Origin of the sequence: Pantoea sp. AS-PWVM4, assembly GCF_000468095.1 — a bacterium.
Taxonomy (GTDB): Bacteria; Pseudomonadota; Gammaproteobacteria; order Enterobacterales; family Enterobacteriaceae; genus Pantoea; species Pantoea phytobeneficialis.
The window spans coordinates 54238-80277 of record NZ_ASZC01000021.1; the positions used below are offsets into that span (position 1 = coordinate 54238).

The following is a 26040-nucleotide window of genomic DNA, read 5'->3' on the forward strand; positions in this document are numbered from 1 at the left end:
CGATAAATCGCGCCGCTACGGGGGGCATCAACGACGAATCGCGATGGCTTCGATTTCGATTTTCACATCTTTCGGCAGACGCGCCACTTCCACGCAGGAGCGAGCCGGGAAGCTGGCGTTATGCTCGGTGAAAAACGCTTCATAGGTTGCGTTCACGGTGGCGAAGTCATTCAGGTCTTTGACAAACACCGTGGTTTTCACAATGTCGCCCACTTTCAGACCGGCAGCTTCAACAATCGCCTTCACGTTTTCCAGCGACTGACGCGCCTGAGCAGACACATCGTCAGCCACTGCGCCGGTTTGCGGATCAACCGGGATCTGGCCGGAGGTAATGATCATGCTACCGAGATCCACGCCCTGTACGTACGGACCAATCGCTGCCGGTGCTTTTTCGGTACTGATTTCGCGAGACATTGTTTCTCCTTAAGAAAATGCGCCGCCAGTGCTCCCGACGGCATGAAAAGATCGCCCCATTATAGGGGCGATGCCGACGATTACCAGTGACCGAGCACTACATGGTGCGCGAACTCTTTCTCGCAATATTTGCACTTCAGGTGCACTTCATCGTCGCGTTTTTTCACGGCAAAACTGGAGAACACTGGCTCACTGCGGCTGATACAGTTGCCGTTCGGGCAGGTCAGCACCCGTTCGATGCGATCCGGCAGTGTCGGGGCGATCTTTGCCACCACTTCATATTCGTCGATACGGTTGACCGTGGCATGAGGGGCATACACCGCCAGTTGGTTGATCTGATCATCGGTGAGAAAGGTGTTCTCGATCTTGATCAGATCTTTACGCCCCATTTCGCCAGAAGGCAGATTCAGACCAATGGTGATGCGCTGATCGGTTTCGGTCAGGCGAAACAGCGACAGTAATTTAAAGCCAACCTGCGCCGGGATATGGTCAATCACCGTGCCGCGTTTGATGGCTTCAACCTGCAATTTGTTATCGTGTGTCATGCTGTTTTCCTCCTTACAGGGCCAGATCGCGATTCAGTACCAGAGCCAGCAACGCCTGGCGGGCAAAGATGCCATTCCCGGCCTGCTGGAAATACCAGGCGTGCGGTGTGCTGTCGACATCCGTGGTGATCTCATCGATTCGTGGCAGCGGGTGCAGCACCTTCATATTGTCGCGTGCGCCCAACAGGTCGCTGGCGCGCAGAATAAACTGCGCTTTGACGTTGGCGTATTCTGACGGGTCGAGACGCTCTTTCTGCACGCGCGTCATGTACAGGATATCCAGTTCCGGCATCACCTCTTCGATGCTGTCATGGCGCGACCAGCGAATGTTTTGCTCATCCAGCATATCGGTGATGTAAGACGGCATCGCCAGTGCATCAGGGGCGATAAAGAAGAACCGGTTGCCATCGAACTTCGCCAGCGCCTGAGTCAGGGAGTGCACGGTACGGCCATATTTCAGGTCACCCACCATCGCCACATTCAGGTTATCCAGACGGCTCTGGGTTTCACGAATGGTGAACAAATCGAGCAGGGTTTGCGTCGGATGTTGGTTAGCCCCGTCTCCGGCGTTGAGAATCGGCACGCCGCCGGAAAACTCGGTAGCGAGACGGGCCGCGCCTTCCTGCGGATGGCGCATCACAATGGCATCGACATAGGTACCAATCACCGAAATGGTATCGGCGAGGGTTTCCCCTTTCTTACCGAGCGAGGTGTTGCTGCCGTCGGCAAAACCGACGACCGAGGCACCAAGGCGATGCATGGCGGTTTCAAACGACAGACGGGTACGCGTTGAGGCTTCAAAGAAGCAGCTGGCGATGACGTTGTGTTTCAGCAATTCCGGCTGCGGGTGTGCCTTGAGCTGCGCGGCGGTATGCAGTACCAGCTCCAGCTCAGCGCGGCTGAGATCGTTAATTGAAATAATGTGCTTACGATATAGCGGGTTGGCCATAGCTCTCTCCTCTGCGCTGCCGGATAACGGACAAAAAAAAGCCCCTGCTTAAGGGGCTTGATTTGCGATCGATTGATGACGGAAAGAAACAGGTGCGCCGCCAGCTTTCTGGCGTAATTGAGCGTCAAATTGTGCGCTGCGCTGTTGCATGCTTCCTCCCGGCAAATTGTGGCGCATTATACGCATTCACTGCTTTGCATCAAGCAAAAATCGCACGCGAGGTAATCGTTTGCTGCCGCCTGAGTCAGGGCTGGCCGAGCGTTGCCACCATCACGGCTTTAATGGTGTGCATGCGGTTTTCTGCCTGGTCAAACACAATGCTGTGTGCCGATTCAAACACCTCGTTGCTGACTTCCATACCGTCGTTCAGGCCATACTGCTCAGCCATCTGACGTCCCAGCGTGGTTTGGTCATCATGGAACGCTGGCAGGCAGTGCAGGAACTTCACCTGCGGATTGCCGGTCAACGCCAGCATCGCGCTGTTTACCTGATACGGGCGCAACAGCGCGATACGATCAGACCACACGGATTTGTCTTCTCCCATCGAGACCCACACGTCAGTGTAGATGAAATCGGCACCCTGCACGCCGGTGGCGATATCTTCGGTCAGCGTGATTTTGCCACCGGTTTTTTGCGCTGCGATGCGGCATTGTTCCACCAGTTGTTCTTCCGGCCAGCAGCCTTTCGGTGCCACCAGACGCAGGTCCAGCCCGACCATCGCAGCTGCTTCCAGCATGCTGTTGCCCATGTTATTGCGCGCATCGCCAACATACACCAGCGTCATCTGGTTCAGCGATTTTTGTGGCAGATGTTCCTGCATCGTCAGCAGATCCGCCAGCAACTGAGTTGGATGGAATTCGGTGGTCAGACCGTTCCAGACCGGCACCCCGGCATGTTCCGCCAGGGTTTCCACCAACGCCTGACCATAACCACGATATTGAATACCGTCATACATACGTCCGAGCACGCGCGCAGTGTCTTTCATCGACTCTTTATGGCCGATCTGGCTGCCGCTTGGGCCGAGGTAAGTCACGTTAGCACCCTGATCGTAAGCGGCAACTTCGAAAGAGCAACGGGTACGAGTCGAGTCTTTTTCGAAGATGAGCGCGATGTTTTTGCCTTTCAGGTACTGTGTTTCGCTGGCGTTTTTCTTTGCGTGTTTTAATTCACCGGCCAGTCTTAACAGGTAATCAATTTCTGCTGGGGTGAAGTCCAGCAATCTCAGGAAATGACGTTGGTTCAGCTGACTCATACAGCGCTCCGTGTGGGGATCATAAATGAATTAAAATTCAATCTAACCGTATGAATATGCATTTTCAACCCCAGCGTTAAGAAACTTTCTGTTTTGAGTAGTGGCGCGCGAGGCAGTGTGGGAAAATAATTGCATTCATTGCCGAACATTTTGAGGATATCCCCATGGCATACGAAGCATTGCTGGAAGAACAACGCGAAGAGACGCGGTTGATCATTGATGAATTACTGGAAGATGGCAGCGATCCTGATGCCCTCTACACCATCGAGCACCATCTTTCCTGCAACAATTTTGACTCGCTGGAAAAAGCGGCGGTAGATGCCTTTAAGCTGGGTTACGAGGTAACTGAACCGGAAGAGCTGGAGCTGGAAGATGGCAGCACGGTGATGTGTGTCGACATCCTGAGCGAAGCCGCGCTGAAACCCGAGCTGATTGATGCGCAGGTTGAGCAACTGGTGAATCTGGCGGGCAAATACAACGTAGATTACGACGGTTGGGGCACCTACTTCGAAGACCCGGACGCGGAAGACGAAGATGATGACGGCGACTTCATTGATGATGAAGACGACGGTGTACGTCACTAAAAATGAACGGGCAGCCGCGTTGCTGCCCGTATTTTTTCCCCGCAGATAAAGACATTCATGAATTACGCCCCGCTATTAGAACCTATCCATCAGTTTCTGCATTGCCGCACACCACAGGCGTGGATTGATGAAGCACGCAAGCCGGAAAACCTGACGTTGCTGCTCACCGATCATATGGTTTGTGAGTTAAAAGCCGCGCAAACCGCCGTCTGGTTGATTCGTAAATATGTGGCTGACAAGCCGAGTGGTGACGCTATTCTGGCGTGGCTGAAGCCCTACGAAGATTTTATTTTTGGCGAAGATCACGACAGCAACTTTATCAACGCCCACAAAAATCTGACCAAAAGCATCATTGTGCGTAATGAGCTACCGTGGGCGGATGATTTGGTGGAAAAGATGGTGCTGCTGATTAAAGAAGAGCTGCACCATTTTTATCAGGTCTGGGAAATTATGCAGGCGCGCGGTCTGCCATATCGGAAAATTACCGCCAGTCGTTACGCCAAAGGGTTGCTGCGTGAGGTCACGACTCATGAGCCGGATACGTTGGTAGATAAGCTGATTTGCGGTGCTTATATCGAGGCGCGTTCTTGTGAACGTTTCGCCAGCCTGGCACCTTATCTGGATGAGCAACTGGAGAGGTTTTATATCTCGCTGCTGCGTTCCGAAGCGCGTCATTACCAGGATTACCTGACGCTGGCGGCGCAGATTTCGCCGAAAGATATTGCGCCACGCGTGCGCGCGATTGGTGAGACGGAAGGGCGCTTAATCAGCGAACCGGATACCGAGCTGCGTTTTCACAGCGGCGTGCCAACCTTATAAAATCCGCGCGATAAATCGCGCCGCTACAACCCGCGCGATGAATTGCGCCGCTACAACCCGCGCGATAAATCGCGCCGCTACGGGACGGAATAATTACAGGGTACGCAGCATACGCACTTCACAATCCACATGCCCGGTGCAGCCCATCGCGGTATCAATCAGGGTAAAACCCAGCGATTCATACAACTTAATGGCGCGCGTCAGGCTGGCGGTGGTTTCCAGATAGCAACGACGGAAACCTTGCTGGCGTGCATAATCCATCGCGCGTAGTGCCAGATCGCGGGCCAGGCCAAAACCGCGCGCTTCCGGCAGAAAGTACATCTTCTGTAATTCACAAATATCCGGCGCGCTACACGCCAGGGGTGCCACACCGCCGCCACCCAGCACTTTGCCCTGATGCTCGACAATCCAGTAAGCGCTGTTCGCCTCGCTGTACAATTCAAACAGCCGGTCCAGATTGGGATCAGACACGGTATAGCCTTTGTCAGCAGTCAGGCCGAACTCGGCAGAGACGTCGCGAATGACCCGAGCAATCAGCGGATTATCGGCTGCGGTAATGGGACGTACCTGAAGATCCAGCGGGGTGACAGTGGTCATTAGCATCTCATCCGATAGAAAAAAGCCGGGCAGTGCCCGGCTTCGGTTAAGCAGTTGGCCTGAAGCGATTACAATGCCGCAATCACGCCCTGCTGTTCAATCAGTTTTGCTTTTGATTGTTCCAGCTCAGCTGCACGTTCGCGCTCTTTCGCCACCACCGCTTCCGGTGCACGGGCAACAAAGCCTTCGTTCGCCAGCTTGGTCTGGATCTTCTCGATCTCAACATCCAGCTTGGTCAGCTCTTTCGCCAGACGATCCAGCTCCGCTTCTTTGTTAACCAGATCCGCCATCGGAATCAGCAGTTCAGCGCCTTCAACGATCTTGGTCACCGATACCGGGCCTTTCTCGCCCGCAGGCAGGATGGTCAGGCTTTCCAGGCGTGCCAGACGCGACAGGAAGTTACGGTTCTCTTCCACGCGACGCAGCGCCGCCGGTGAGCAATCACGCAACAACACATCCAGCGGTTTGCTCAGGGCGATGTTCATCTCGGCGCGGATATTACGCACCGCGACGATCGCCTGCTTCATCCACTCGATATCCGCTTTCGCTTCCGCATCTTCTTTCGCCGCTTCGTACTGCGGGAACGGTTGCAGCATGATGGTGTCGTCGCTGATATTTTTCAGTACTTTAACACGCTGCCAGATGGTTTCAGTGATAAACGGAATGACCGGATGGGCCAGGCGCAGCAACGCTTCCAGCACCGTCACCAGCGTGTTACGCGTGCCGCGCAGTTCCGCTTCGCTACCGCTGTTCATCACTGGCTTGGTCAGCTCCAGATACCAGTCACAGAACTGGTTCCAGGTGAAGTCGTACAGCAGGTTGGCAGCGATATCGAAACGATAGCTATCCAGTGCTTCACGGTAGGCTTTAACGGTGCTGTTAAACTCGGTGAGGATCCAACGATCCGCCAGCGACAGCTTCATTTCGCCGCCATTCTGGCCACAATCCTGATCTTCGGTGTTCATCAGCACAAAGCGGCTGGCGTTCCACAGCTTGTTACAGAAGTTGCGATAACCTTCGAGACGCTTCATATCCCAGTTGATGTCACGGCCGGTCGAGGCCAGGGCCGCCAGGGTAAAGCGCAGCGCATCGGTACCTGATGGGACGATTCCGTCCGGGAATTGCTTCTCGGTGCGTTTGCGGATCTTGTCAGCCAGTTGTGGCTGCATCATGTTACCGGTACGTTTTTCCAGCAGCTCTTCCAGCGAAATGCCGTCCACCATATCCAGCGGATCGATGACGTTACCCTTCGACTTGGACATTTTCTGTCCTTCTTCGTCGCGGATCAGACCAGTGATATACACGGTCTTGAACGGCACCTGCGGTTTGCCGTTTTCATCTTTCATGAAATGCATGGTCAGCATGATCATGCGGGCAATCCAGAAGAAGATGATGTCGAAGCCGCTCACCAGCACGCTGGTCGGGTGGAAGGTACGCAGCGCTTCGGTGTTCTCCGGCCAGCCGAGGGTTGAGAAGGTCCACAGGCCAGAAGAGAACCAGGTATCCAGCACGTCTTCGTCCTGGCGCAACGCCACGTCAGCGCCAAGGTTGTTTTCCTGACGTACTTCTTCTTCAGTGCGGCCGACATACACGTTGCCGTGATTGTCGTACCACGCCGGAATACGGTGGCCCCACCAAAGTTGACGGGAAATACACCAGTCCTGAATGTCGCGCATCCAGGAGAAATACATGTTTTCGTACTGCTTCGGCACGAACTGGATGTCGCCGTTTTCCACCGCTTCAACCGCGACTTTTGCCAGCGGGGCAGTGCGCACATACCACTGGTCGGTCAGCATCGGCTCAATCACCACGCCGCCACGGTCGCCATAAGGTACGGTCAGATCGTGAGGCTTGATCTCATCCAGCAGGCCGAGGGCGTCAATCGCCGCGACGATCGCTTTACGCGCAGCAAAACGTTCCATGTTCTGGAACTCAGCCGGGATGGCGTTGCTGTAAACATCAGTCTCTTCACCGTTAGTGTCGAGCACTTCCGCAGTGGTGCGGATGTCGCCGTCGAAGGTCAGGATGTTGATCATCGGCAGCGCATGGCGACGGCCAACTTCGTAGTCGTTGAAGTCGTGGGCCGGGGTGATCTTCACGCAGCCGGTGCCTTTTTCCATGTCGGCGTGTTCATCGCCAACGATCGGAATACGACGGTCTACCAGCGGCAGGATCAGCTCTTTGCCGATCAGATCTTTATAACGTGGATCTTCCGGGTTGACGGCCACACCGGTATCGCCCAGCAGGGTTTCCGGGCGGGTGGTCGCGACCACCAGGTAATCTTTACCTTCCGCGGTTTTTGCGCCATCGGCCAGCGGGTAGCGGATGTGCCACATCGAACCTTTGGTTTCGCGGTTTTCAACTTCGAGGTCAGAAATCGCGGTACGCAGTTTCGGGTCCCAGTTTACCAGGCGCTTACCACGGTAAATCAGGTTCTCTTTATACAGGCGTACAAACACTTCTTTCACGGCATTGGAAAGCCCTTCATCCATAGTGAAGCGCTCGCGTTCCCAGTCCACGGAGTTGCCGAGGCGACGCATCTGACGGGAGATATTGCCGCCTGATTCCGCTTTCCACTGCCAGATTTTGTCGATAAAGGCTTCGCGACCGTAATCCTGGCGCGTTTTGCCCTCTTCAGCCGCAATTTTGCGCTCAACCACCATCTGGGTAGCGATACCCGCGTGGTCAGTACCCGCCTGCCACAGGGTGTTTTTGCCCTGCATGCGCTGGTAACGAATCATGGTGTCCATGATGGTTTGCTGGAAGGCGTGACCCATATGCAAGCTGCCGGTGACGTTCGGCGGCGGGATCATGATGCAAAAGCTTTCCTGGCTGGTGTCGCCATTCGGTTTAAAGTAGCCCTGCTGTTCCCAGTGCTCGTAGAGCGGCTGCTCGATATCTTGCGGGTTATATGTCTTTTCCATTTCTGCTATGTCGTTTGCGGCTGTGGTGGCGTCGCCGTATTCAATTGGAAGCCAACGCTGCGATACGCTTTATAGCGGTCACGCGCCAGCTGTTTCTGGGATTCTTCGTAAGGAACGAAGTCTATCACTTCATGGAAAGCAGTAGCAAAATCTGCGAACTGCGGCAGCAGGCTGATTAGCAAGTCGCGTGGCGAACTGCCGCGTCGTTGCGGCCAGGCTAACTCGACCGGTGCGCCATAACGCGGGCCTTCGCCTGCAAGGTTATGCGGCACAAAGGCGTTTGCCGGGCGCTGCCATAAGGCTTCATCCAGACGATTGGCCTGCTGTTCATCGGTGCAGGCAATCAGGATGCGTTTGCCGTCACGCCAGCGTGCTTCGGCCAAATCGCACACCAGCGCTTCAATGGCGCTCAGGCCGTCGCTGGCGGTATCGGACTCCATCACATAAAAGGTGGCGTTTTTCATGGCGGGCTAGATTCCATTAATGACATTGGGGCGCATTATGCGCCCCGGTTTTAATTGCTGCACGTCGGATGCGTTAATCGTCGCCGTTCAGACCTGCACGGTTCAGCAGGAACTGCGACAGCAGCGGCACCGGGCGACCGGTTGCGCCTTTGGCTTTCCCGGAGCGCCAGGCAGTACCGGCGATATCCAGGTGCGCCCAGTTAAATTTGCGCGCGAAGCGAGCCAGGAAGCACGCTGCGGTGATAGCACCACCCGGACGGCCGCCAATGTTTGCCATGTCGGCAAAATTGGATTCCAGCTGCTCCTGATATTCATCCGCCATCGGCAAGCGCCAGGCACGGTCGCCAGACTGCTCAGAGGCGCTGATCAACTCATGCGCCAACGGATTGTGGTTTGACAGCAGACCGCTGACATGATGACCCAGCGCAATCACGCAGGCACCGGTCAGGGTGGCGACATCAATCACCACTTCAGGATCGAAGCGCTCAACATAAGTCAGGGCATCGCACAGCACCAGACGACCTTCGGCATCGGTGTTCAGCACTTCTACCGTCTGGCCTGACATGGTGGTCAGCACGTCACCCGGACGCATCGAACGGCCATCAGGCATGTTTTCACAGCCTGCCAGCACCCCGACCACGTTCAGCGGCAGATTCAGTTCCGCCACCATGCGCATCACGCCATAGACCGATGCAGCGCCGCACATGTCGTACTTCATCTCGTCCATCGCTTCCGCCGGTTTGATCGAGATACCGCCGGAATCGAAGGTCAGGCCTTTACCGACCAGCACGATCGGGCGTTCGTCTGCGTTGCTGCTGCCTTTGTATTCAATCACCGACATCAGTGACTCATTCTGCGAACCCGCACCGACGGCGAGATAGGCATTCATCCCCAGCTCTTTCATCTGCTGTTCGCCGATGACGCGGGTGGTGACATTTTTGCTGAACGCATCCGCCAGTTGGCGTGCCTGCGACGCCAGATACGCGGCGTTACAAATATTTGGCGGCATGTTGCTGAGGTCTTTCGCCGCTTTAACGCCAGAGGCTACTGCCAGACCATGCTGAATTGCGCGTTCGCCGCTGGTCAGTTCACGGCGTGTCGGCACGTTGAACACCAGCTTACGCAGCGGGCGGCGTGGCTCGACTTTGTTACTTTTCAGTTGATCAAAGTTGTAGAGCGCTTCTTTGGAGGTCTCCACCGCCTGGCGAACTTTCCAGTAGGTATTGCGGCCTTTGACGTGCAGTTCAGTCAGGAAGCATACCGCTTCCATTGAGCCGGTATCATTCAGCGTGTTGATGGTCTTCTGAATTACCTGCTTGTACTGGCGCTCATCCAGTTCGCGTTCTTTGCCGCAGCCGATCAGCAGGATGCGCTCGGAAAGGATATTCGGCACATGGTGCAGCAGCAGTGTCTGGCCCACTTTACCCTCAAGCTCACCGCGGCGCAGCAGGGCGCTGATGTAACCGTCGCTGATCTTATCGAGCTGTTCGGCAATCGGTGAAAGACGACGCGGTTCGAAAACGCCAACCACAATGCAGGCGCTGCGTTGTTTTTCCGGGCTACCGCTTTTTACACTGAACTCCATGCACTCTCCTGAATCTTAAAGACAACGGCCTAAGCTGTCGTTAGAATGTAGCGCGCTCGTAACGCATTAAATTTGTTGCGACGCCATGACATTTAAACGCCGGCGGTCATAATGAGTTAGGGTGGCAATGTGTTGTTTTTTCACCACCCGGACGCGTTTGTCATACTATTTTAGCTGCGATGACGGCCATTGATGAAGAAAAATGGCTGATAAGCGTTGAAACTAGCGATTTTCCTGCAAAAAGACAAGTTATCACAGGCGTACTAAGCGTGATCATCATTAGATATCTGGTTCGGGAAACGCTCAAAAGCCAGCTGGCTATCCTGTTCATCCTGCTACTGATCTTCTTTTGTCAGAAGTTAGTGAGGATCCTGGGTGCCGCGGTGGATGGCGAGATCCCAACAAACCTGGTTCTGACATTGTTAGGACTTGGCGTGCCTGAAATGGCACAACTTATCCTGCCCCTAAGCCTGTTTCTGGCGATTTTAATGACCCTTGGGCGGCTGTACACCGAAAGTGAAATCACGGTGATGCATGCCTGTGGCCTGGGGAAAAGCGTGCTGGTTAAATCAGCGATGATCCTGATGCTGCTCACCTCGATGGTGGCGGCGATTAACGTGATATGGCTGGGCCCCTGGTCTTCACGTTATCAGGATGAAGTGACGCAGAATGCCAAAGCCAACCCCGGCGCGGCCGCGTTGGCGGCAGGGCAATTCCAGACCTCCAGCGACGGTAACGCGGTGTTGTTCGTTGAAAACGTGCGGGGTAACACCTTCGGCAACGTCTTCCTCGCCCAGTTGCGTCCAAAGGGGAATGCGCGACCTTCAGTGGTGCTGGCAGATAGCGGGCATATGGAGCAACGCCCGGACGGGTCACAAATTGTGACGCTGGATAAAGGCACGCGTTTTGAAGGGACCGCAATGTTGCGTGATTTCCGTATCACCGACTTTGTGAATTACCAGGCGCTGATTGGCTACAAACAGGCGGTGCTGGATCCCAACGATGCTGAGCAGGCGGATATGCGCACGCTGTGGCAAAGCAAAGATCCTACCTTCACTGCCGAGCTGAACTGGCGTCTGACGCTGGTGTTCTCAGTATTGGTGATGGCGTTGATGGTGGTGCCGCTTAGCGTGGTGAACCCGCGTCAGGGCCGTGTCCTGTCGATGTTACCGGCGATGTTGCTGTATCTGATCTTCTTCCTGCTGCAAAGCTCGCTGAAATCAAACTCGGCGAAGGGGAAATTCGATCCAACCATCTGGATGTGGGTGGTGAACTTCGGTTACCTGGCACTGGCCGTCGGCCTGAACCTGTGGGATACGGTGCCGATGCGCCGCATCCGCGCCCGTTTTAGCCGTGGAGGGTCAGTGTGATGTTTAAGGTACTTGACCGGTATATCGGCAAAACCATTTTTAACACCATCATGATGACGTTGTTCATGCTGGTGTCGCTGTCGGGCATCATCAAGTTTGTCGATCAGCTACGTAAAACCGGGCAGGGCATGTATACCGCGCTGGATGCTGGGTACTACACCCTGCTCAGTGTGCCGAAAGATATTGAGATCTTCTTTCCGATGGCGGCGTTGCTCGGGGCGTTGTTAGGTCTTGGCAATCTGGCGCAACGCAGCGAACTGGTGGTGATGCAGGCATCGGGTTTCACCCGGATGCAGGTAGCACTGGCGGTGATGAAAACCGCAATTCCGCTCGTGTTGTTGACCATGGCGATTGGTGAGTTTGTTGCGCCGCAGGGTGAGCAGATGGCACGTAACTACCGTGCGCAGCAGTTGTACGGCGGTGCACTGGTGTCAACGCAGAATGGTTTGTGGGCGAAAGACGGTAACAGCTTCATCTATATCGAACGTATCAAGGGCGATAACCAGATTGATGGCGTCAGCATCTACAACTTCAACGATCAACGTCGCCTGTTGAGCGTTCGTTATGCAGCGACTGCCACCTGGGATAAAACCAAGAAACTTTGGGTGTTGTCCCAGGTGGATGAGTCGGACCTGAAAGATGCGAAGCAGATTACCGGTTCACAAAGCCTGAGCGGCGAATGGAAAACCAACCTGACGCCAGACAAGCTGGGTGTGGTAGCGCTGGACCCGGATGCGCTGTCGATTCGCGGGCTTTACAACTACAGCAAGTACCTCAAACAAAGTGGACAAGAGGCGGGCCGTTATCAGCTCAACATGTGGAGCAAAATCTTCCAGCCGCTCTCGGTGGCGGTGATGATGCTGATGGCGTTGTCGTTTATCTTTGGACCGTTGCGTAGCGTGTCGATGGGGGTACGCGTCGTAACCGGTATCAGCTTTGGTTTCCTGTTCTACGTGCTGGATCAGATTTTCGGTCCGTTGAGTCTGGTGTATGGCATTCCACCGATTCTCGGGGCGATTCTGCCGAGCGCGGCGTTCTTCGCCATCAGCCTGTTTTTGATGTTGAAACGTCGTTAAGCACCATCCCCGTAGCGGCGCGATTTATCGCGCGGATTTTTCCGGCTTCACGCACGGAATTGCGCGATAAATCGCGCCGCTACGGGAGCGTCAAATATCTCAGCAACATCGGCAACTGCGACAACAAATACAGCACCAGACCAATCGAACCGCCCACCAGCGTGCCGTTGATACGAATAAACTGCAAATCACGGCCAATATTCAGCTCAATCTGCTGCGACATTTCGCGCGCATCCCAGCTTTTCACCGTGTCACTGATGTGGCGTGTCAGAAACTGGGCAAACTCCGGTGCGACGCTACGTGCGGCATCTTCCAGATGCTGATTCATTGAGGTGCGCAGCGCCTGGTCAGCGGCAAGCGTTTCACCCAACCACAACGCAGCCAGTCGAACGCGTTCCTGCACACGCGAGTTGTCGCTGCGCAAATCCTCCTTCAGCCAGCCGCGTAAATCCTGCCACAGTTCACCAATGTAGCGATTCAGCGACTCATCTTCCTTCAGCCAGCTTTTGATCACCTCAGCGCGTTCGGCCATCTCAGGATCGTTTTTCAGCTTCACAATCAGCCGCTCCACCGCGCGGTTAAAACCGAGGCGAAATTCGTGGCCCTGATCCAGCGCCACCTCATCCAGAATCGAATCGACGGCGTTAGCCACCAGCTCGGCGCTGTGCTCGCCCAACCACTCGGTGGGTAACACTTTGGCCTTGATTGGATGCTCGCGTTTCAGCCAGCGCACAATCTGCATGGCGATAAATTCCCGCGTGCCGGGCTTGTGCAGGATACGCAGCAGTTGCTGCACCGCCGCATCCAGCAGCTCCTGATGACGGTTGTTTTTGGTCAGGCTTTCCAGCAGCAGCGCGCTGGATTGGGTGAGGTCAACCTTGTCGAGCGCGCGATGTACCGCCCGACGCAGAAACTGCTGAATACGCGCATCGTCGGTAAGGTCGAGAAAGCCGCGCATCACCTGCAACAGATGGCGGCCAATGCGGTCGGCATTACCGGGCGCATTCAGCCACTGCGCCAGCATCTGCGAAGGGTCGTGACGACGAATCAGGGCCAGCAACGAATCGGTATCGAGGAATTTTTCCTGCACAAAGCGGCCAAGGTTTTCGCCGATGCGATCCTTATTACGCGGGATGATCGCGGTGTGACGTGAAATAAAGGGCACCGGCACGCGGCGAAACAGCGCCACCACCGCGAACCAGTCGGCCAGCGCACCGACCATCGCCGCTTCGGCAATGGCTTTAACGCCACTGACCCAAAAGTTGGGCGGCAGAAACAGCGTAATGACAAAAATCGCGGCGGCAATCAGCAGCAGCGACAGCGCCAGACGTTTGCTCCGTTTCAGTTGTTGATGTTTATCCATTGACTGCTCCTTAACGACGACGCCCTCCCATCAGGCTACCCAACACGCCGCGAATGATTTGATTAGTGACCTGCCGTGCGGCGCTTTTTGCCATCGTCTGTACCACCCCATCACGCTTGCCGCCGCGCGGGCCGGTACTGCCAAACAGAATATCTTTCAGGCCGCCGAGAATGCCGTCATCCACCGCCACATTGTTGCCTTTCGCTGCGGGGGCATTGGCCTGATCGGTGGCAACCTGCACCCCTTTTTGTAGCATTTCGAAGGCAGATTCACGATCGACTTCGCTGTCGTATTTACCGTACAACGGCGAGTGGTTAATCAGGCCATTACGTTCATCACTGCTGACTGGCCCCATGCGGGAACCGGGCGCAATCACCATCGCACGTTCCACTATCGACGGGCTGCCTTTTTCATCGAGGAAGGAGATTAACGCCTCGCCAGTCCCCAGCGCCTGAATGGCCTCGACGATATTAAACGCCGGGTTGGCGCGCATGGTGTCGGCCGCCGTTTTCACCGCTTTCTGATCTTTCGGGGTAAAGGCGCGCAGTGCATGCTGCACACGGTTGCCGAGTTGGCCCAACACGCTGTCGGGAATATCGGCGGGGTTCTGCGTGACAAAATAGACGCCAACGCCTTTCGAGCGAATCAGGCGAATCACCTGTTCAACCTTCTCCAGCAGCACCGCGGGCGCGTCGTTAAACAGCAGATGCGCCTCATCAAAGAAGAACACCATTTTCGGCTTATCAAGATCACCCGCTTCGGGCAATTGTTCATACAATTCTGCCACTAGCCACAGCAGGCTGGTGGCGTAGAGTTTTGGCAGTTGATAGAGTTTTTCGGCGGAGAGGATGTTGATAAAGCCTTTGCCCTGATCGTCGCAACGCATCCAGTCGCGAATATCCAGCATCGGTTCACCAAAGAAATGCTCAGCACCCTGCTGCTCCAGCGTCAGCAGGCCACGCTGAATCGCGCCGACCGAGGCGCTATTGATGTTGCCATATTGCGTCTGGAATTCTTTAGCGTTGTCGCCGATGTATTGCGTCATAGCGCGCAAATCTTTGAAATCCAGCAGCAACAGGCCTTGATCGTCGGCGATGCGGAAGATGATTTGCAGTACGCCGCTCTGGATGTCATTGAGGTTGAGCAAACGCGCCAGCAGCAGCGGGCCAACATCCGAGACGGTGGCGCGCACCGGATGGCCTTGCTCGCCAAAGATATCCCACAACATCACCGGATTGGATTGAGGTTGCCAGTCGGTCACGCCGATCTTCGCCAGCCGAGCCAGCAGTTTCTCCGAACCTTCGCCCTCAGCGGCGATACCCGTCAGATCGCCTTTCACATCGGCCATAAACACCGGCACGCCAATGGAGGAGAAAGATTCCGCCAGTTTTTGCAAGGTGACGGTTTTACCGGTGCCGGTCGCGCCGGTAATCAGGCCGTGACGGTTCGCCATGTTTGGCAGCAGTTGCAGTTTCACTTCCGGGGTTTGGGCAATCAACAACGGGGTGGTCATGATTTTTCTCTCTCAGGCATGCGGTGATGCCTGAAAGGATAGCAAACGTGGACCAGGCGTAGCGGCGCGATTTATCGCGCGTCTTTATCGTCTGCGAAAAGATGCGCGATAAATCGCGCCGCTACGGGACCGGTTATTTCTTTTGCACCGTATCGAAATACAACAGGCTCACACCGATCCCCTGCTGCACATGATCGACATTATTACGCACCGCCACCTGCTGCGCGCCCTGTAAGGTGATAACGAACGGCGAATTCTGCTGCACCGACTGCTGCAATTCGGTGTAGAGCTGGCGACGTTTGGCCGCATCGCTTTCGCCTGCTGCGGCGCGGGTTTTGGCGCTCAGATCCGGAATGTCCCAGCCGACGCGCCATGCGAGGGTTTTCGAGCCACCGGGTACGTTGTACACAAAGGCGCTGGCGTTGGTATTGGGATCGACATAATCCGCCCCCCAGTAAATAAAGATCGACTGGAAATCGCGCCCGCGCATTTTGCTCCACAGCTCCGACTCCGCCACCGGTTGCAGCTCAATCTGAATATCCGCTTTGGCAAAGCTGGCTTGCAGTGCCTGGGCCACATCGATATAAGGCGGTTGATTGATGACCGTCAGCGAGAACCGGGTGCCGGGCTGAATGCCGCCCTGGCGCAGAATTTGTTTGGCTTTCGCCACATCGTAGTGGAATGGCTGGTTTTCCAGCGCGCCGTCAAACCCCTGCGGCAGGAAGCTTTGATGAATAGCGTATTGGCCTTTTAACAGTTGATCGGCGATGGCGTGATAATCCACCAACCAGCGAGCGGCCTGCCAGAATGCAGGATTGCCAAGTGCCGGTTGTGCTTTGTTCTGCGTATTGAAGCCGAGGTAATACACCAGGCTGGACGGGAAAGCAGCGATGCGCAGGTTTTTATCGCTTTTCAGCGCGTCAATCTGATCCGGACCAAGCTGGTAGGCGACATCGACATCACCCTGCTGAATCAACAAACGACGTGCGCCAGCATCGGCCACGCCTTTTAGCAGAATACGTTTTAGGTGTGGCTGGGGCTGTGCCTGGGCGTTAGCGGTCAACACCAATGCCTGCTGCGGGACATATTGTTGAATGACAAAGGCCGCACTGCCTGCGGAATGGGTGTGCAGCCAGCCGTTACCCAGATCGTTGTTGGCTTCATGCTGTTGCACGGTTTTGCTGTCAACAATCGAGGCCACCGGCGCCGTCAGCAGGCGTAGCGCCAGATCCTGCCCAATCGCCGCAGGCCACTGAATTTCCAGTTGGTGGTCATTCAACACTTTAAACTGAGCGGTGATATTGTCTGGCGTCCAGCCAAACTCGGCGAGGATAAACGACGGTGCCTTGTTAAGTTGTACCGCGCGGGTTAAGGAGAACACCACATCCTGCGGCGTTACCGGATTGCCGCTGGCAAAATGCGCGCCGGATTTCAGGGTAAAGACCAGGCTGTGCGGCGTGCTGCCCGCTTGCCAGGAGGTCGCCAGCAGCGGCGCGAGTTTCTGCGGCGTCGTGCGATCGGCCTCCACCAACGTTTGATACAGATTGCGCTGCACGCTGTTGCTGACGGTTTCAAAACTTTCCGCAGGGTCAAAACTGATGATGCCATCGAGCGGCACGGCGACAACTAAGGTGTCCTTCGGCGTCGCCGCCTGTAACGTAAAAGCGCAACTGATTAGCGCCAGCAACAAAACTAATGATCGCATTATTGTCATCCCGAGTGATTGATTAACTGACTCTATCGCTGAGGCGCAAATGGCAAAATGCCGGTTTGTTCTGAGCTGTGCCAGAAATTAACAATCCATTTCGGCGCTCAATTATTTCGCTTATTTTGTGCGCTGCCTGTCATTTTTCGGAAATAGATATGGAGATTGTGTTTCCTGTAAGTAAATAAGATGTTATTAATGAGAATGGTTCTCTTGTATGGAAGTGTGATTTATTTTTATCGATTAATTCCCGGTATTATTGCGATGCGTAAATTGTTTTGGTCATTTGCACAGTCGATTCGAACAAAAACCTGACATTTGTACGGTTAAAACGGAAATTCCCGCCGCGAAAGCCCTTCACCAGCTCGTAACCAAAATTCAACATGATGATGCTTTCTCATCAAAACACATCCTTAATTTAATTCTTACACTTTGAAATATCTGTATCCCTAAGATTGCCAGGTTGTTTACCGATGAATTAAGTCATTAACAAAAATAATTATCTTTCTTAGCAAGTGAGAGTCGTCAGGCCATGCTTTTACAAAAACCGACCACCAGACGTAAATTTCTGCTTGGGTCGCTTTTGGCTTTGCCATTAAGTGACCTGGTATTTAAGGGATTGACTGCGGCCCAGGCCGCGGAAATGGCAGCACCGGAACTTGCCGACTATAAACCGATCTTTTTCAGCAGCGATGAGTGGCAATTCATTCTTGCCGCCACCGATCGTCTGATCCCTGCCGGCGGTAATGGCAAGGCTCCGGGCGCGCTGGAAACGAACGTACCGATCTTTATCGACCAGCAGCTTCACAGCCCTGAGTTCGGTGACGAAATCTACATGCAGGGTCCGTTTGACGTGCATGCGCCTGCCACGATGGGCTATCAGATTCCGTTTACTCCGCAGCAGATGTATCACACCGGCATCAAGCTGGTGAATCAGTGGACGCAGAGCAGCTACCAGAAAGCGTTCCACGAGCTGACGCTGGAAGAGAAAGACGCGGTTCTCACTAAAGTGAATAAAAATGACGGTATCGACTTCGCCGCACTGGGCGAGCCGAACCTGAAAGCCTCCCAGTTCTTCAGCCAACTGCTTGCAGATACCAAACATGGCTACCTCGCTGATCCGATGTACGGCGGCAACAAAGGCATGAAAGCCTGGATTGCCATCGGCTTCCCTGGCGCGCGCGCCAGCTTCACCGAGTGGGTTAAACAGCACAACGTACCGTACCCGCTTGGCCCGGTTAGCATCATGGGTGAGCGCGCGTAATTGCGTTTCGCATCAGGTATTTGAGACAGGATTATCATGGCACAGATTACTAAAAAAGAAGTCGACGTCGTTGTCTGCGGCCTCGGCTGGGCAGGCTCGTTAATGAGCATTGAGCTGGCGTTGGCTGGCTTAGAAGTACGCGCGCTGGAGCGCGGTGGTGAGCGCGACTATCCCGAGTTCGCTTACCCGAAACCGGCGGATGAGTACGCCTATAACGTGCGTAACAAGGTGTTCGCTACGCCGAAAGAAGTGGCGGTGACCGTGCGTTACAACATGGACCAGACGGCGCTGCCGACCCGTAAGTGGGGCGCGTTTGCACCGGGTACCGGTGTGGGTGGCGCGGGCATGCACTGGACGGCGGTACTGATTCGTCCTACCCCGACCGATATCAAACTGAAAACCTATGTCGATCAGGCGTACAAGCCGGGCATTCTCCAGGAAGATATGCGCGTGATGGACTTCCCGTTCACCTGGGATGAGATCGAGCCGTATTACACCAAGTTTGAAAAAATTTGCGGTCAGTCCGGTAACACCGGCAACCTGCGCGGTCAGATCCTCGAAGGCGGTGACCCGTTTGAAGGTCCACGTTCTGAGCCTTATCCGCTGCCAGCGCTGGAAGACACGCTGAACAACGTGATGTTTAAAGAAGCGGCGACCAAACTGGGCTACCATCCGTTCCCGAACCCGTCTGCCTGCGTTTCACGCGCGTGGAAGAACCCGTATGGCAACACCATCGCGCCTTGTAACTACTGTGGTTACTGCTCGAAATATCCGTGCCTGAACTACTCCAAAGCTTCACCGCAAACGGCGGTGATGGATGCGCTGAAGCGTATGCCGAACTTCTCCTATGAAGTGCACGCGGAAGTGGTGAAAGTGGTTCTGCACGATGACCAGAAGACCGCTAAAGGGGTGATTTACTACGACGTAGACGGCAACGAAGTGTTCCAGCCGGCGAAGATCGTGGTGCTCTCCAGCTTCCAGTTGTACAACGTGCGTCTGATGCTGTTGTCCGGCATTGGTAAGCCGTACAACCCGATCACCGAAGAAGGTGTGGTTGGTCGTAACTATGCGTTCCTGTCGAACGGTGGCGCGACCCTGTTCTTCAAAGACAAGAACTTCAACTCGTTCGCGACCGCTGGTGCGACCGGCCAGATGTTCAACGACATCTCTCCGGGCAACTTCGATGGTCCGGGCCTCGGCTTCCTCGGCGGTGCCAAGATCCACAGTTCACAGGCGACCGGTACGCCAATCGCCACCTCGCTGCCAAAAGGCACACCGAGCTGGGGTATGGGCTACAAAGAAGGTCTGGAGCAGTGGTACAACCATTCGATGAAGATCAGCATCACCACGACCTGCCAGTCGTATCGTGATATCTATCTGGATCTCGACCCGCACTACACCGACCACCGTGGCCTGCCGCTGCTGCGTATGACCTTCAACTGGAAAGAGAACGAGTTGAAGCTGCAACAGCATCTGAAAGGCATTGTGGGCAACATCGCCAAAGAGCTGAACCCGGATAGCATGAGCATGAGCTTCCTGCCAATGGGCGCAGACTTTGACCTGACCAAATACGTATCCACCCATAACGTGGGCGGCGCGGTAATGGGTGACAACCCGAAAACCTCCGCGCTCAACAAGTACCTGCAAAGCTGGGACGTGCATAACGTGTTTGTACCGGGCGGTAACGCCTTCCCGCAGAACTTCCAGGCGAACCCGACCGATACTATCGGCGCGATCACCCTGATGGCGGCACAGGCAATCAAAGAACATTATCTGAAAAACCCCGGTCCACTGGTACAGGCATAAGCACATGAAATTAAAATCATTGTTAATCGCTAATGCCGTGTTGCTGGGAAGCATTGCGGCGCAGGCGCACGCGGCAGATGACGCACAACTGATCAAAAAGGGTGAATACCTGTCGCGTCTCGGCGACTGTATGGCCTGTCACTCGGTAGCGGGTAAGCCGGACTATGCCGGTGGCCTGGCGATTGAGTCTAATTTGGGTACCATCTACTCCACCAACATCACGCCGGATAAAGAACACGGTATCGGTAACTATACCGAGCAGCAGTTCTCCGACGCGGTGCGTAAAGGCGTGCTGCCGGATGGCTCCCACCTTTATCCGGCGATGCCTTACCCGGATTACGCCAAAATCAGCGATGAAGATATGCACGCGCTGTATGTCTACTTTATGCAGGGCGTAAAACCGAGTGCGGAGCAGCCACCGGAAACCAAACTGAGCTTCCCGTTCAGCCAGCGCTGGGGTATGCGTTTCTGGAACTGGGCGTTCACCTCTGACAAGCCGTTCCAGCCGATTGGCGGTGCCTCTGAAGAGGTGAACCGTGGTGCTTATATCGTGGAAAGCCTTGGCCACTGCGGTAGCTGCCATACGCCGCGCGGTCTGGGTATGAACGAGAAAGCGCTCGACAGCAGCGATGATCAGTTCCTCGCCGGTGGTAGCCTGAACAACTGGGACGTGCCTTCACTGCGCGGTCTGCCGCGCTGGAGCGAGCAGGAGATCGTTGATTACCTGCAAACCGGTCGTAACGATAAAGCGGCGGTGGGCGGTGAGATGAAGTCGGTGATTGAGCACAGCAGCTCGCACATGACCGATGCCGACCTGAAAGCCATCGCGGCCTACCTGAAGTTCCTGGGCGGTAACCCGCCGTTGCAGGCGTACAACGTTCAGGCCCAGCAGGCGACGGAAGCGAAGCTGACCGCAGGCAAAAATCTGTCGGAAGGTGAGCGTCTGTACCTCGACAACTGTGGTGCGTGCCACTTTGTCACCGGTAAAGGCGCGCCGGGCGTGTTCCCGGAACTGGATCAGGCCACTATCGTCAACGCCAAAGATCCAACCGGACTGATCCACACCATTCTGGAAGGTGCGCAGCAGCCATCGACTGAGAAAACAGCCTCAACCTTGTTGATGCCTGGTTTTGCCAACCGTCTGAGCGATGATGAAGTGGCGCAACTGGCGACCTTTATTCGCCAGGGCTGGAGCAACAACGCTCCGGCAGTCACGAAAGATCAGGTTGCTGATGTTCGTAAGACTCTGAAGCACTAATGATCATCGGGGCGGCGTTCAGGCCGCCCCTGTCATTCATAGTAACGGCGCGATTTTTATGCCCAAGGGCACGGATTTAGTTGTAGCGGCGCGATTTATCGCGCTGATTTTTTATGCCCAGGTGCACGGATTTAATGGTAGCGGCGCGATTTATCGCGCTGATTTTCAACGGATTAGTGATAGGTATGAATCACTTCCAGCACGCCGTTGATAATAAACTGCACACCCATACACACCAGCAAAAAGCCCATCAGGCGTGAAATCGCCTCAATACCGCCTTTCCCTACCAGTTTCATTATCGCGCCTGAACTGCGCAGCGATATCCACAAAATCAGTGAAACCAAAAAGAAGATCATCACCGGTGCCACCGCGATTACCCAGCCAGGGAAATCAACGCCGCTGCGTATCGTCGAGGCTGAGCTGATGATCATCGCAATGGTGCCCGGACCGGCGGTGCTGGGCATCGCCAGCGGCACAAAGGCGATATTCACGCTTTCGCGATGGTTATCACTCGATTCCAGCTCATCCTGTTTATGCTCCGCCTCCATTGAATGGCCCACGGGTTTGGCGGGAAATAGCATACGAAAACCGATAAAGGCCACAATCAGCCCGCCCGCCATGCGCAGGCCGGGAATGGAGATCCCAAAGGTGTGCAGCACCGCAGTGCCCGCGTACCAGGCCACCATCATGATGAGAAAAACATAGATGGAGGCCTGCATGGCCTGGCGATTACGTTCCTGAAAATTCATATCACCGGCGAGACCAAGAAACAGCGCGACGGTGGTGAGTGGATTGGCAAGGGGGAGAATGACCACCAGCCCGAGGCCAATGGCTTTGAAAAGATCCAGCATGTCGGTTCCTTCTGATGCAGGCGCGCCGATGACAGCTCGGCGCGGTTCAGTTTACGGAGACAACGTGATGTAGGTGATTAGTGTTTCGGGCGATCCAGCGCTTCGATCAACTCAGGGAAAAAGTCTTCCAGCAATTCGGGTGTCATCAAATCAGGATAGTTGATCAGATGTTCGCGAATGCGTTCGTTGACATCAGGGATCAGGCGCAACGCAGCATCATGGGCGCTGATTTTTTTCTGCTTCATCAGACGCAGTACGTCATCGGGCAGGCTGTCTTCATCTTCGGCTTCTTCTACCGCCTCCAGTGCGTCCAGCTCATCCAGCAGATCCATCAAAGCTTCAATCTGCGGGGTGCGTGACTGATATTCAGGCGGCATTTCGTTTTCCAGATAGCGCAGCAGGGCGCGTACCGGCGAGCCATCGGGTGAGGACGGCGGTTCGCTGGCAAACCAGTTCAGCAAATCGTGTTGGCTTACCTGATGGACGTGATAACCATTATCCACCAGTTCATCCGCGAGGAGGTCGGCGGTGTCATGCTCAATCAGGCAAATGTGCGTGCGATTGGGAGTGAACTGCTCCAGCCATTGGTAAATCTCTTCAATCACGCTGTCGTCGTAATTGAAGTTCTGGCTGAGATAGCTGCCGTCCTGTTGATGTACGCAAATGCGAATCAGGTCGGGATCGAAGTAAATCGCAATGTTGATGCCTTTCATGCGCGCTGTCCTGTGAGGTCTAAAGTCCCACTATAGCGTTAATGGTGGTGCGGGGAAATCACCCCTCAAGGGAAGGGCGTGACGGGCAGCACGATGCAGGGAGTTGGCGGGAGGGGCAACGCAGGACATTGAACCAGGGGACAGCCTGCCTCACGGTCCTGCGCTGCCCAATGTCATTACATCCCGATGTATTTCTTGCCTTGCTTCAGTACCACATCACAGGCTTTGGTCTTCAGCTTTTCGCCCATGGTGGAGTTGCTCAGGCTTTCGAGGTTCAACTGCTGGCCGTTGCCGGTGTTAAGCAAGCCTTGCAGACCCTGCTGGTAATCGGTTTTCTGTTCCTGGGCGGTGGTACTGCTCAGGCCAAGTTTGCCCAATACCTGATCTTTTACCGACTCTACGTTGTTTTTCACCACATTGTGTTCAACGCAGTACTGCATCACACCTGCCGCATTGGTCATGCTGTTGGCGCTGACGGCTTTATCACCGCCGTTCAGCAAGCCAGTGACCGATGAAAGCGACATCCCTTCGCTCGACGTGCTGCTGCCGCTGGTGGTTCCACTGCTCAGCTGTGAAGCGGCGCTGCTCAGTTGATCCTGCCAGCTCGCTGCCGATGCGCTGCCTGCAACCAGTACCGCAGCAATGCCCCATCCCCAAATCACGCGTTGTGTTGCTTTAGTCATCTCAACCTCATTTATCTTTATGGCTGACTGGTGTCAGTGTTGCTTAAGAAAGGGTAGACCTAAGAAAGTTCCAGGGGGGAGGGGAGATTGGGAATGTTCTGGTTTTTGGCGGGATTTTGCGCGGAAATTTGCTGATAGTCGAGGTGGTGGTGGTTTTTTCAGCGCTTAGTGCACATCCGGATCGATTCCGGTTGCGTGCCTTGTCGGTAACGGTATAATCCCCAACGTTTTCCGCATCCTCTTCAGTGCCGAAGTGGCGAAATCGGTAGACGCAGTTGATTCAAAATCAACCGTAGAAATACGTGCCGGTTCGAGTCCGGCCTTCGGCACCATATGATGCAATCAAGTCGCTCAAGGGCGGCTTTTTTTGTATCTGAAATTCGGTATCTGCAAAAATTTCCTCGTTTTTTAGCTTGATTCAATCTACATCAACTTATTGATATGGATGCAACTGCGGTTGATCCTGACCAGCTCCATTGGCATAACGAGAGTTCAGGATGGAATGGCCGGTGTGTGGTCCGGGAGCACCTGTTTGTGTTCTCATCGGTGGATTTATCGGTGGTGCGCTTGCCGCATGGGAAATGGGATATTTTTGGAGGTAATCATGCAACAGCTCAGCACATTATCCCTGGTCGAACATTCCGGGCAAACCGAGTTCTCGCAGGCGTGTTCAGAGATTTATTTTGATGGTAAGCCATCTGGCATAGTGGTACCCGGAAAGGTACTGGAAGCGGCTTTTAGGGTGGATGAGGATCGATATTTGATCTTTACCACCGATGACATTCTGTTTGAAGAGTCGCTGACAATTACCCTGATAAGCCGTGAGCAGGGCGTTATTGAGATTGCCCATCTTGGCGGAGAATACGCTTCGGGCGTATTTGAAAATGCCTCCACAGATGAAGAGAGTGTTCATTTTCAGTTTATCGATGATGTCAGATGGACCGTAAAAATTTCTAAGTCACCTCATTTGCGCATTCCTTTCCTGTCTGATCCGCGCGGCGTGAAGCGTCCTTCTGGATTAAAAACCTATATGACTTTTTCGACACACCCCGTTTCGGAAAGTGTTAAATGAAAAACGAGAAAAGATGTTAATTCGAAGCGGGTGTGAAATAACTGATTTATCTTGAGAGTCATGCCTTCGGCACCAATGATTGATGAAGAAATCAAGTCGCTCAAGGGCGGCTTTTTTTGTGTCTGAAATCCATTCAACCGAATGTCGTAGCATTCCCCCCCAACACCCACTAGCATTCCCACCATATCCCCTACACCCACCACCCAGGCCACCGCATGTTAACTCGCTCCCTCACCCGTGACTGGCGTCTCCCCATCGCAGCACTCCTCACCCTGACATTGCTGCTGATCGCCACCACGCTCTACACCCACTGGCCCGCATTCCTGCAATGGAGCCTCGCTACACAAATCTCTTTACACCGCAGGCTGGTGACGTACCTGCTGCAACTCAACAGCCACGACTACACCGGCGGGGTATGGCTGCTGGGCGGCGCATTTATTTACGGCGTGCTGCATGCGGTCGGGCCGGGGCATGGCAAATTTATCGTCACCACTTATCTCAGCACCAACAAAGAAAGCCAGCTTGCGGCGCGTGTGGTGCCGTTTCTTGGCAGCCTGATGCAGGGCATCTGTGCCATTTTGTTTGTCTATATCCTGGCTGTCGGTTTTAACCTGGCGGCTGGCGATCTCAGTACCAGCCGTTGGTATGTGGAAAAAGTCAGCGCGCTGCTGATTGGCGCGTTTGGTGCGTTTGTTATCTGGCAGACGTTGTACCAGCAGCGACCACGAAAAATAGCCATCAGCACGATCAAACCGCTGCATCAGCACCCGGAACAATGCGGCTGTGGGCATCACGGTGTCGGCGCGGATTTAACCCACGCAGACTGGAAAACCCGCCTCGGCGTGGTACTGGCGATTGGTGCGCGGCCATGCAGCGGTGCGATTATGATTCTGCTCTTTTCCAATACGCTGGGGATTGTCAGTTGGGGGATCGCCGCTGTGATGACCATGTCATTGGGGACGGCACTGTCCATACTGGGGTTGTCGCTGGCGGTGCGTTATGCGCGCCATCGTACCGTGACCTTCTTCAGTCGTGACAACGAAAACTATCGCTGGTTGATTCCGGTGGTACGGATCGCGGGCGGTGTGATTATCATCCTTTTTGCCACCGTGTTGTTCCTCACCGTTATCCCGATCAGCGCCAACGGGGATTATATCGCCGCCGGATGCTAGCCCAACTCAGCAAGATCCGTCAGGCCAAATGCGCCACCGCTCAGGCATAGTTAATGGCAAG

At 54.7% G+C, this 26040-nt stretch carries 23 protein-coding genes and 1 tRNA gene; 10 read left to right on the plus strand and 14 right to left on the minus strand.

Annotated features, from left to right (window positions below):
• Window positions 1-27 precede the first annotated feature (27 nt).
• The 4 genes from ridA to argF all read right to left on the minus strand — a co-directional run bounded on the left by ridA (window position 28) and on the right by argF (window position 3160).
• Entirely contained in the window at window positions 28-414 is a 387-nt protein-coding gene (ridA, locus tag L579_RS18810; RefSeq protein WP_021185758.1) for a 2-iminobutanoate/2-iminopropanoate deaminase, read from the minus strand.
• Window positions 415-494: 80 nt separating this feature from the next.
• Entirely contained in the window at window positions 495-959 is a 465-nt protein-coding gene (gene pyrI / locus L579_RS18815; RefSeq protein ID WP_021185759.1) for an aspartate carbamoyltransferase regulatory subunit, read from the minus strand.
• A gap of 13 nt (window positions 960-972) precedes the next feature.
• Window positions 973-1908 carry an aspartate carbamoyltransferase gene (gene pyrB, locus L579_RS18820; RefSeq protein WP_021185760.1) on the minus strand — a complete coding sequence of 312 codons (936 nt, stop codon included), beginning with the start codon at window positions 1906-1908 and terminating at the stop codon, window positions 973-975.
• Between the two features lie 244 nt (window positions 1909-2152).
• A complete protein-coding gene (argF, locus tag L579_RS18825) occupies window positions 2153-3160 on the minus strand; it encodes an ornithine carbamoyltransferase (protein ID WP_021185762.1) in 1008 nt (335 codons plus the stop codon).
• A 164-nt stretch (window positions 3161-3324) separates the two neighbouring features.
• Between argF and rraB the strand changes: the two genes are divergently transcribed.
• Together rraB and L579_RS18835 are read left to right on the plus strand one after the other, a co-directional pair.
• Window positions 3325-3744: a ribonuclease E inhibitor RraB gene (gene rraB / locus L579_RS18830; RefSeq protein WP_013507725.1), complete on the plus strand. Its 420-nt coding sequence runs from the start codon at window positions 3325-3327 to the stop codon at window positions 3742-3744.
• Between the two features lie 57 nt (window positions 3745-3801).
• Window positions 3802-4563, plus strand: a complete 762-nt coding sequence (locus L579_RS18835) for a tRNA isopentenyl-2-thiomethyl-A-37 hydroxylase MiaE (RefSeq protein ID WP_021185763.1) — start codon at window positions 3802-3804, stop codon at window positions 4561-4563.
• Window positions 4564-4656: 93 nt separating this feature from the next.
• On the opposite strand, the gene L579_RS18840 is transcribed toward L579_RS18835, so the two are convergent.
• The 4 genes from L579_RS18840 to pepA form a co-directional block, all read right to left on the minus strand.
• On the minus strand, window positions 4657-5160 hold the full coding sequence (locus L579_RS18840; RefSeq protein ID WP_021185764.1) for a GNAT family N-acetyltransferase: 504 nt from the start codon (window positions 5158-5160) through the stop codon (window positions 4657-4659).
• Between the two features lie 68 nt (window positions 5161-5228).
• Complete coding sequence (locus L579_RS18845; protein WP_021185765.1) at window positions 5229-8084, minus strand: valine--tRNA ligase; 2856 nt, start codon at window positions 8082-8084, stop codon at window positions 5229-5231.
• A 5-nt stretch (window positions 8085-8089) separates the two neighbouring features.
• Window positions 8090-8548 carry a DNA polymerase III subunit chi gene (locus L579_RS18850; protein WP_021185766.1) on the minus strand — a complete coding sequence of 153 codons (459 nt, stop codon included), beginning with the start codon at window positions 8546-8548 and terminating at the stop codon, window positions 8090-8092.
• A 73-nt stretch (window positions 8549-8621) separates the two neighbouring features.
• On the minus strand, window positions 8622-10133 hold the full coding sequence (gene pepA, locus L579_RS18855) for a leucyl aminopeptidase (RefSeq protein WP_021185767.1): 1512 nt from the start codon (window positions 10131-10133) through the stop codon (window positions 8622-8624).
• A gap of 269 nt (window positions 10134-10402) precedes the next feature.
• Here pepA and lptF point away from each other — a divergent pair, with 269 nt between their 5' ends.
• On the plus strand, window positions 10403-11503 hold the full coding sequence (gene lptF, locus L579_RS18860) for an LPS export ABC transporter permease LptF (RefSeq protein WP_021185768.1): 1101 nt from the start codon (window positions 10403-10405) through the stop codon (window positions 11501-11503).
• A complete protein-coding gene (gene lptG, locus L579_RS18865) occupies window positions 11503-12579 on the plus strand; it encodes an LPS export ABC transporter permease LptG (RefSeq protein ID WP_021185769.1) in 1077 nt (358 codons plus the stop codon). Before lptF ends, lptG begins: the two co-directional genes overlap by 1 nt.
• A gap of 79 nt (window positions 12580-12658) precedes the next feature.
• Here lptG and L579_RS18870 read toward each other — a convergent pair whose 3' ends face one another.
• From L579_RS18870 to L579_RS18880, 3 genes are all read right to left on the minus strand, one after another.
• Window positions 12659-13942, minus strand: coding sequence for a DUF445 domain-containing protein (locus L579_RS18870; protein WP_021185770.1), 1284 nt, complete (start codon window positions 13940-13942; stop codon window positions 12659-12661).
• A 10-nt stretch (window positions 13943-13952) separates the two neighbouring features.
• The gene (locus L579_RS18875; RefSeq protein ID WP_021185771.1) at window positions 13953-15455 is read right to left on the minus strand and encodes a helicase HerA-like C-terminal domain-containing protein; all 1503 of its coding nucleotides are present in this window, start codon (window positions 15453-15455) and stop codon (window positions 13953-13955) included.
• 133 nt (window positions 15456-15588) lie between these two features.
• Complete coding sequence (locus tag L579_RS18880) at window positions 15589-17160, minus strand: ABC transporter substrate-binding protein (protein ID WP_021185772.1); 1572 nt, start codon at window positions 17158-17160, stop codon at window positions 15589-15591.
• 532 nt (window positions 17161-17692) lie between these two features.
• On the opposite strand from L579_RS18880, the gene L579_RS18885 reads away from it, so the two are divergent.
• Genes L579_RS18885 through L579_RS18895 form a run of 3 tightly spaced genes read left to right on the plus strand, consistent with a single transcriptional unit; the run spans window position 17693 to window position 21488 of the window.
• A complete protein-coding gene (locus L579_RS18885; protein WP_021185774.1) occupies window positions 17693-18424 on the plus strand; it encodes a gluconate 2-dehydrogenase subunit 3 family protein in 732 nt (243 codons plus the stop codon).
• 36 nt (window positions 18425-18460) lie between these two features.
• A complete protein-coding gene (locus L579_RS18890; RefSeq protein WP_021185775.1) occupies window positions 18461-20230 on the plus strand; it encodes a GMC family oxidoreductase in 1770 nt (589 codons plus the stop codon).
• Between the two features lie 4 nt (window positions 20231-20234).
• Complete coding sequence (locus tag L579_RS18895) at window positions 20235-21488, plus strand: c-type cytochrome (protein ID WP_021185776.1); 1254 nt, start codon at window positions 20235-20237, stop codon at window positions 21486-21488.
• A gap of 173 nt (window positions 21489-21661) precedes the next feature.
• Here L579_RS18895 and L579_RS18900 read toward each other — a convergent pair whose 3' ends face one another.
• From L579_RS18900 to L579_RS18910, 3 genes are all read right to left on the minus strand, one after another.
• Window positions 21662-22339, minus strand: coding sequence for a MarC family NAAT transporter (locus L579_RS18900; RefSeq protein WP_021185777.1), 678 nt, complete (start codon window positions 22337-22339; stop codon window positions 21662-21664).
• Between the two features lie 77 nt (window positions 22340-22416).
• Window positions 22417-23052: a hypothetical protein gene (locus tag L579_RS18905; protein WP_021185778.1), complete on the minus strand. Its 636-nt coding sequence runs from the start codon at window positions 23050-23052 to the stop codon at window positions 22417-22419.
• A 176-nt stretch (window positions 23053-23228) separates the two neighbouring features.
• Window positions 23229-23735, minus strand: a complete 507-nt coding sequence (locus tag L579_RS18910) for a DUF2501 domain-containing protein (RefSeq protein WP_021185779.1) — start codon at window positions 23733-23735, stop codon at window positions 23229-23231.
• Window positions 23736-23982: 247 nt separating this feature from the next.
• Here L579_RS18910 and L579_RS18915 point away from each other — a divergent pair.
• The 3 genes from L579_RS18915 to L579_RS18925 all read left to right on the plus strand — a co-directional run bounded on the left by L579_RS18915 (window position 23983) and on the right by L579_RS18925 (window position 25979).
• A tRNA-Leu gene (locus L579_RS18915) sits at window positions 23983-24067 on the plus strand.
• Between the two features lie 272 nt (window positions 24068-24339).
• Window positions 24340-24807 carry a hypothetical protein gene (locus L579_RS18920; protein WP_036627504.1) on the plus strand — a complete coding sequence of 156 codons (468 nt, stop codon included), beginning with the start codon at window positions 24340-24342 and terminating at the stop codon, window positions 24805-24807.
• A 215-nt stretch (window positions 24808-25022) separates the two neighbouring features.
• Window positions 25023-25979, plus strand: coding sequence for a nickel/cobalt transporter (locus L579_RS18925; protein ID WP_021185781.1), 957 nt, complete (start codon window positions 25023-25025; stop codon window positions 25977-25979).
• The last annotated feature ends 61 nt before the right edge of the window (window positions 25980-26040 follow it).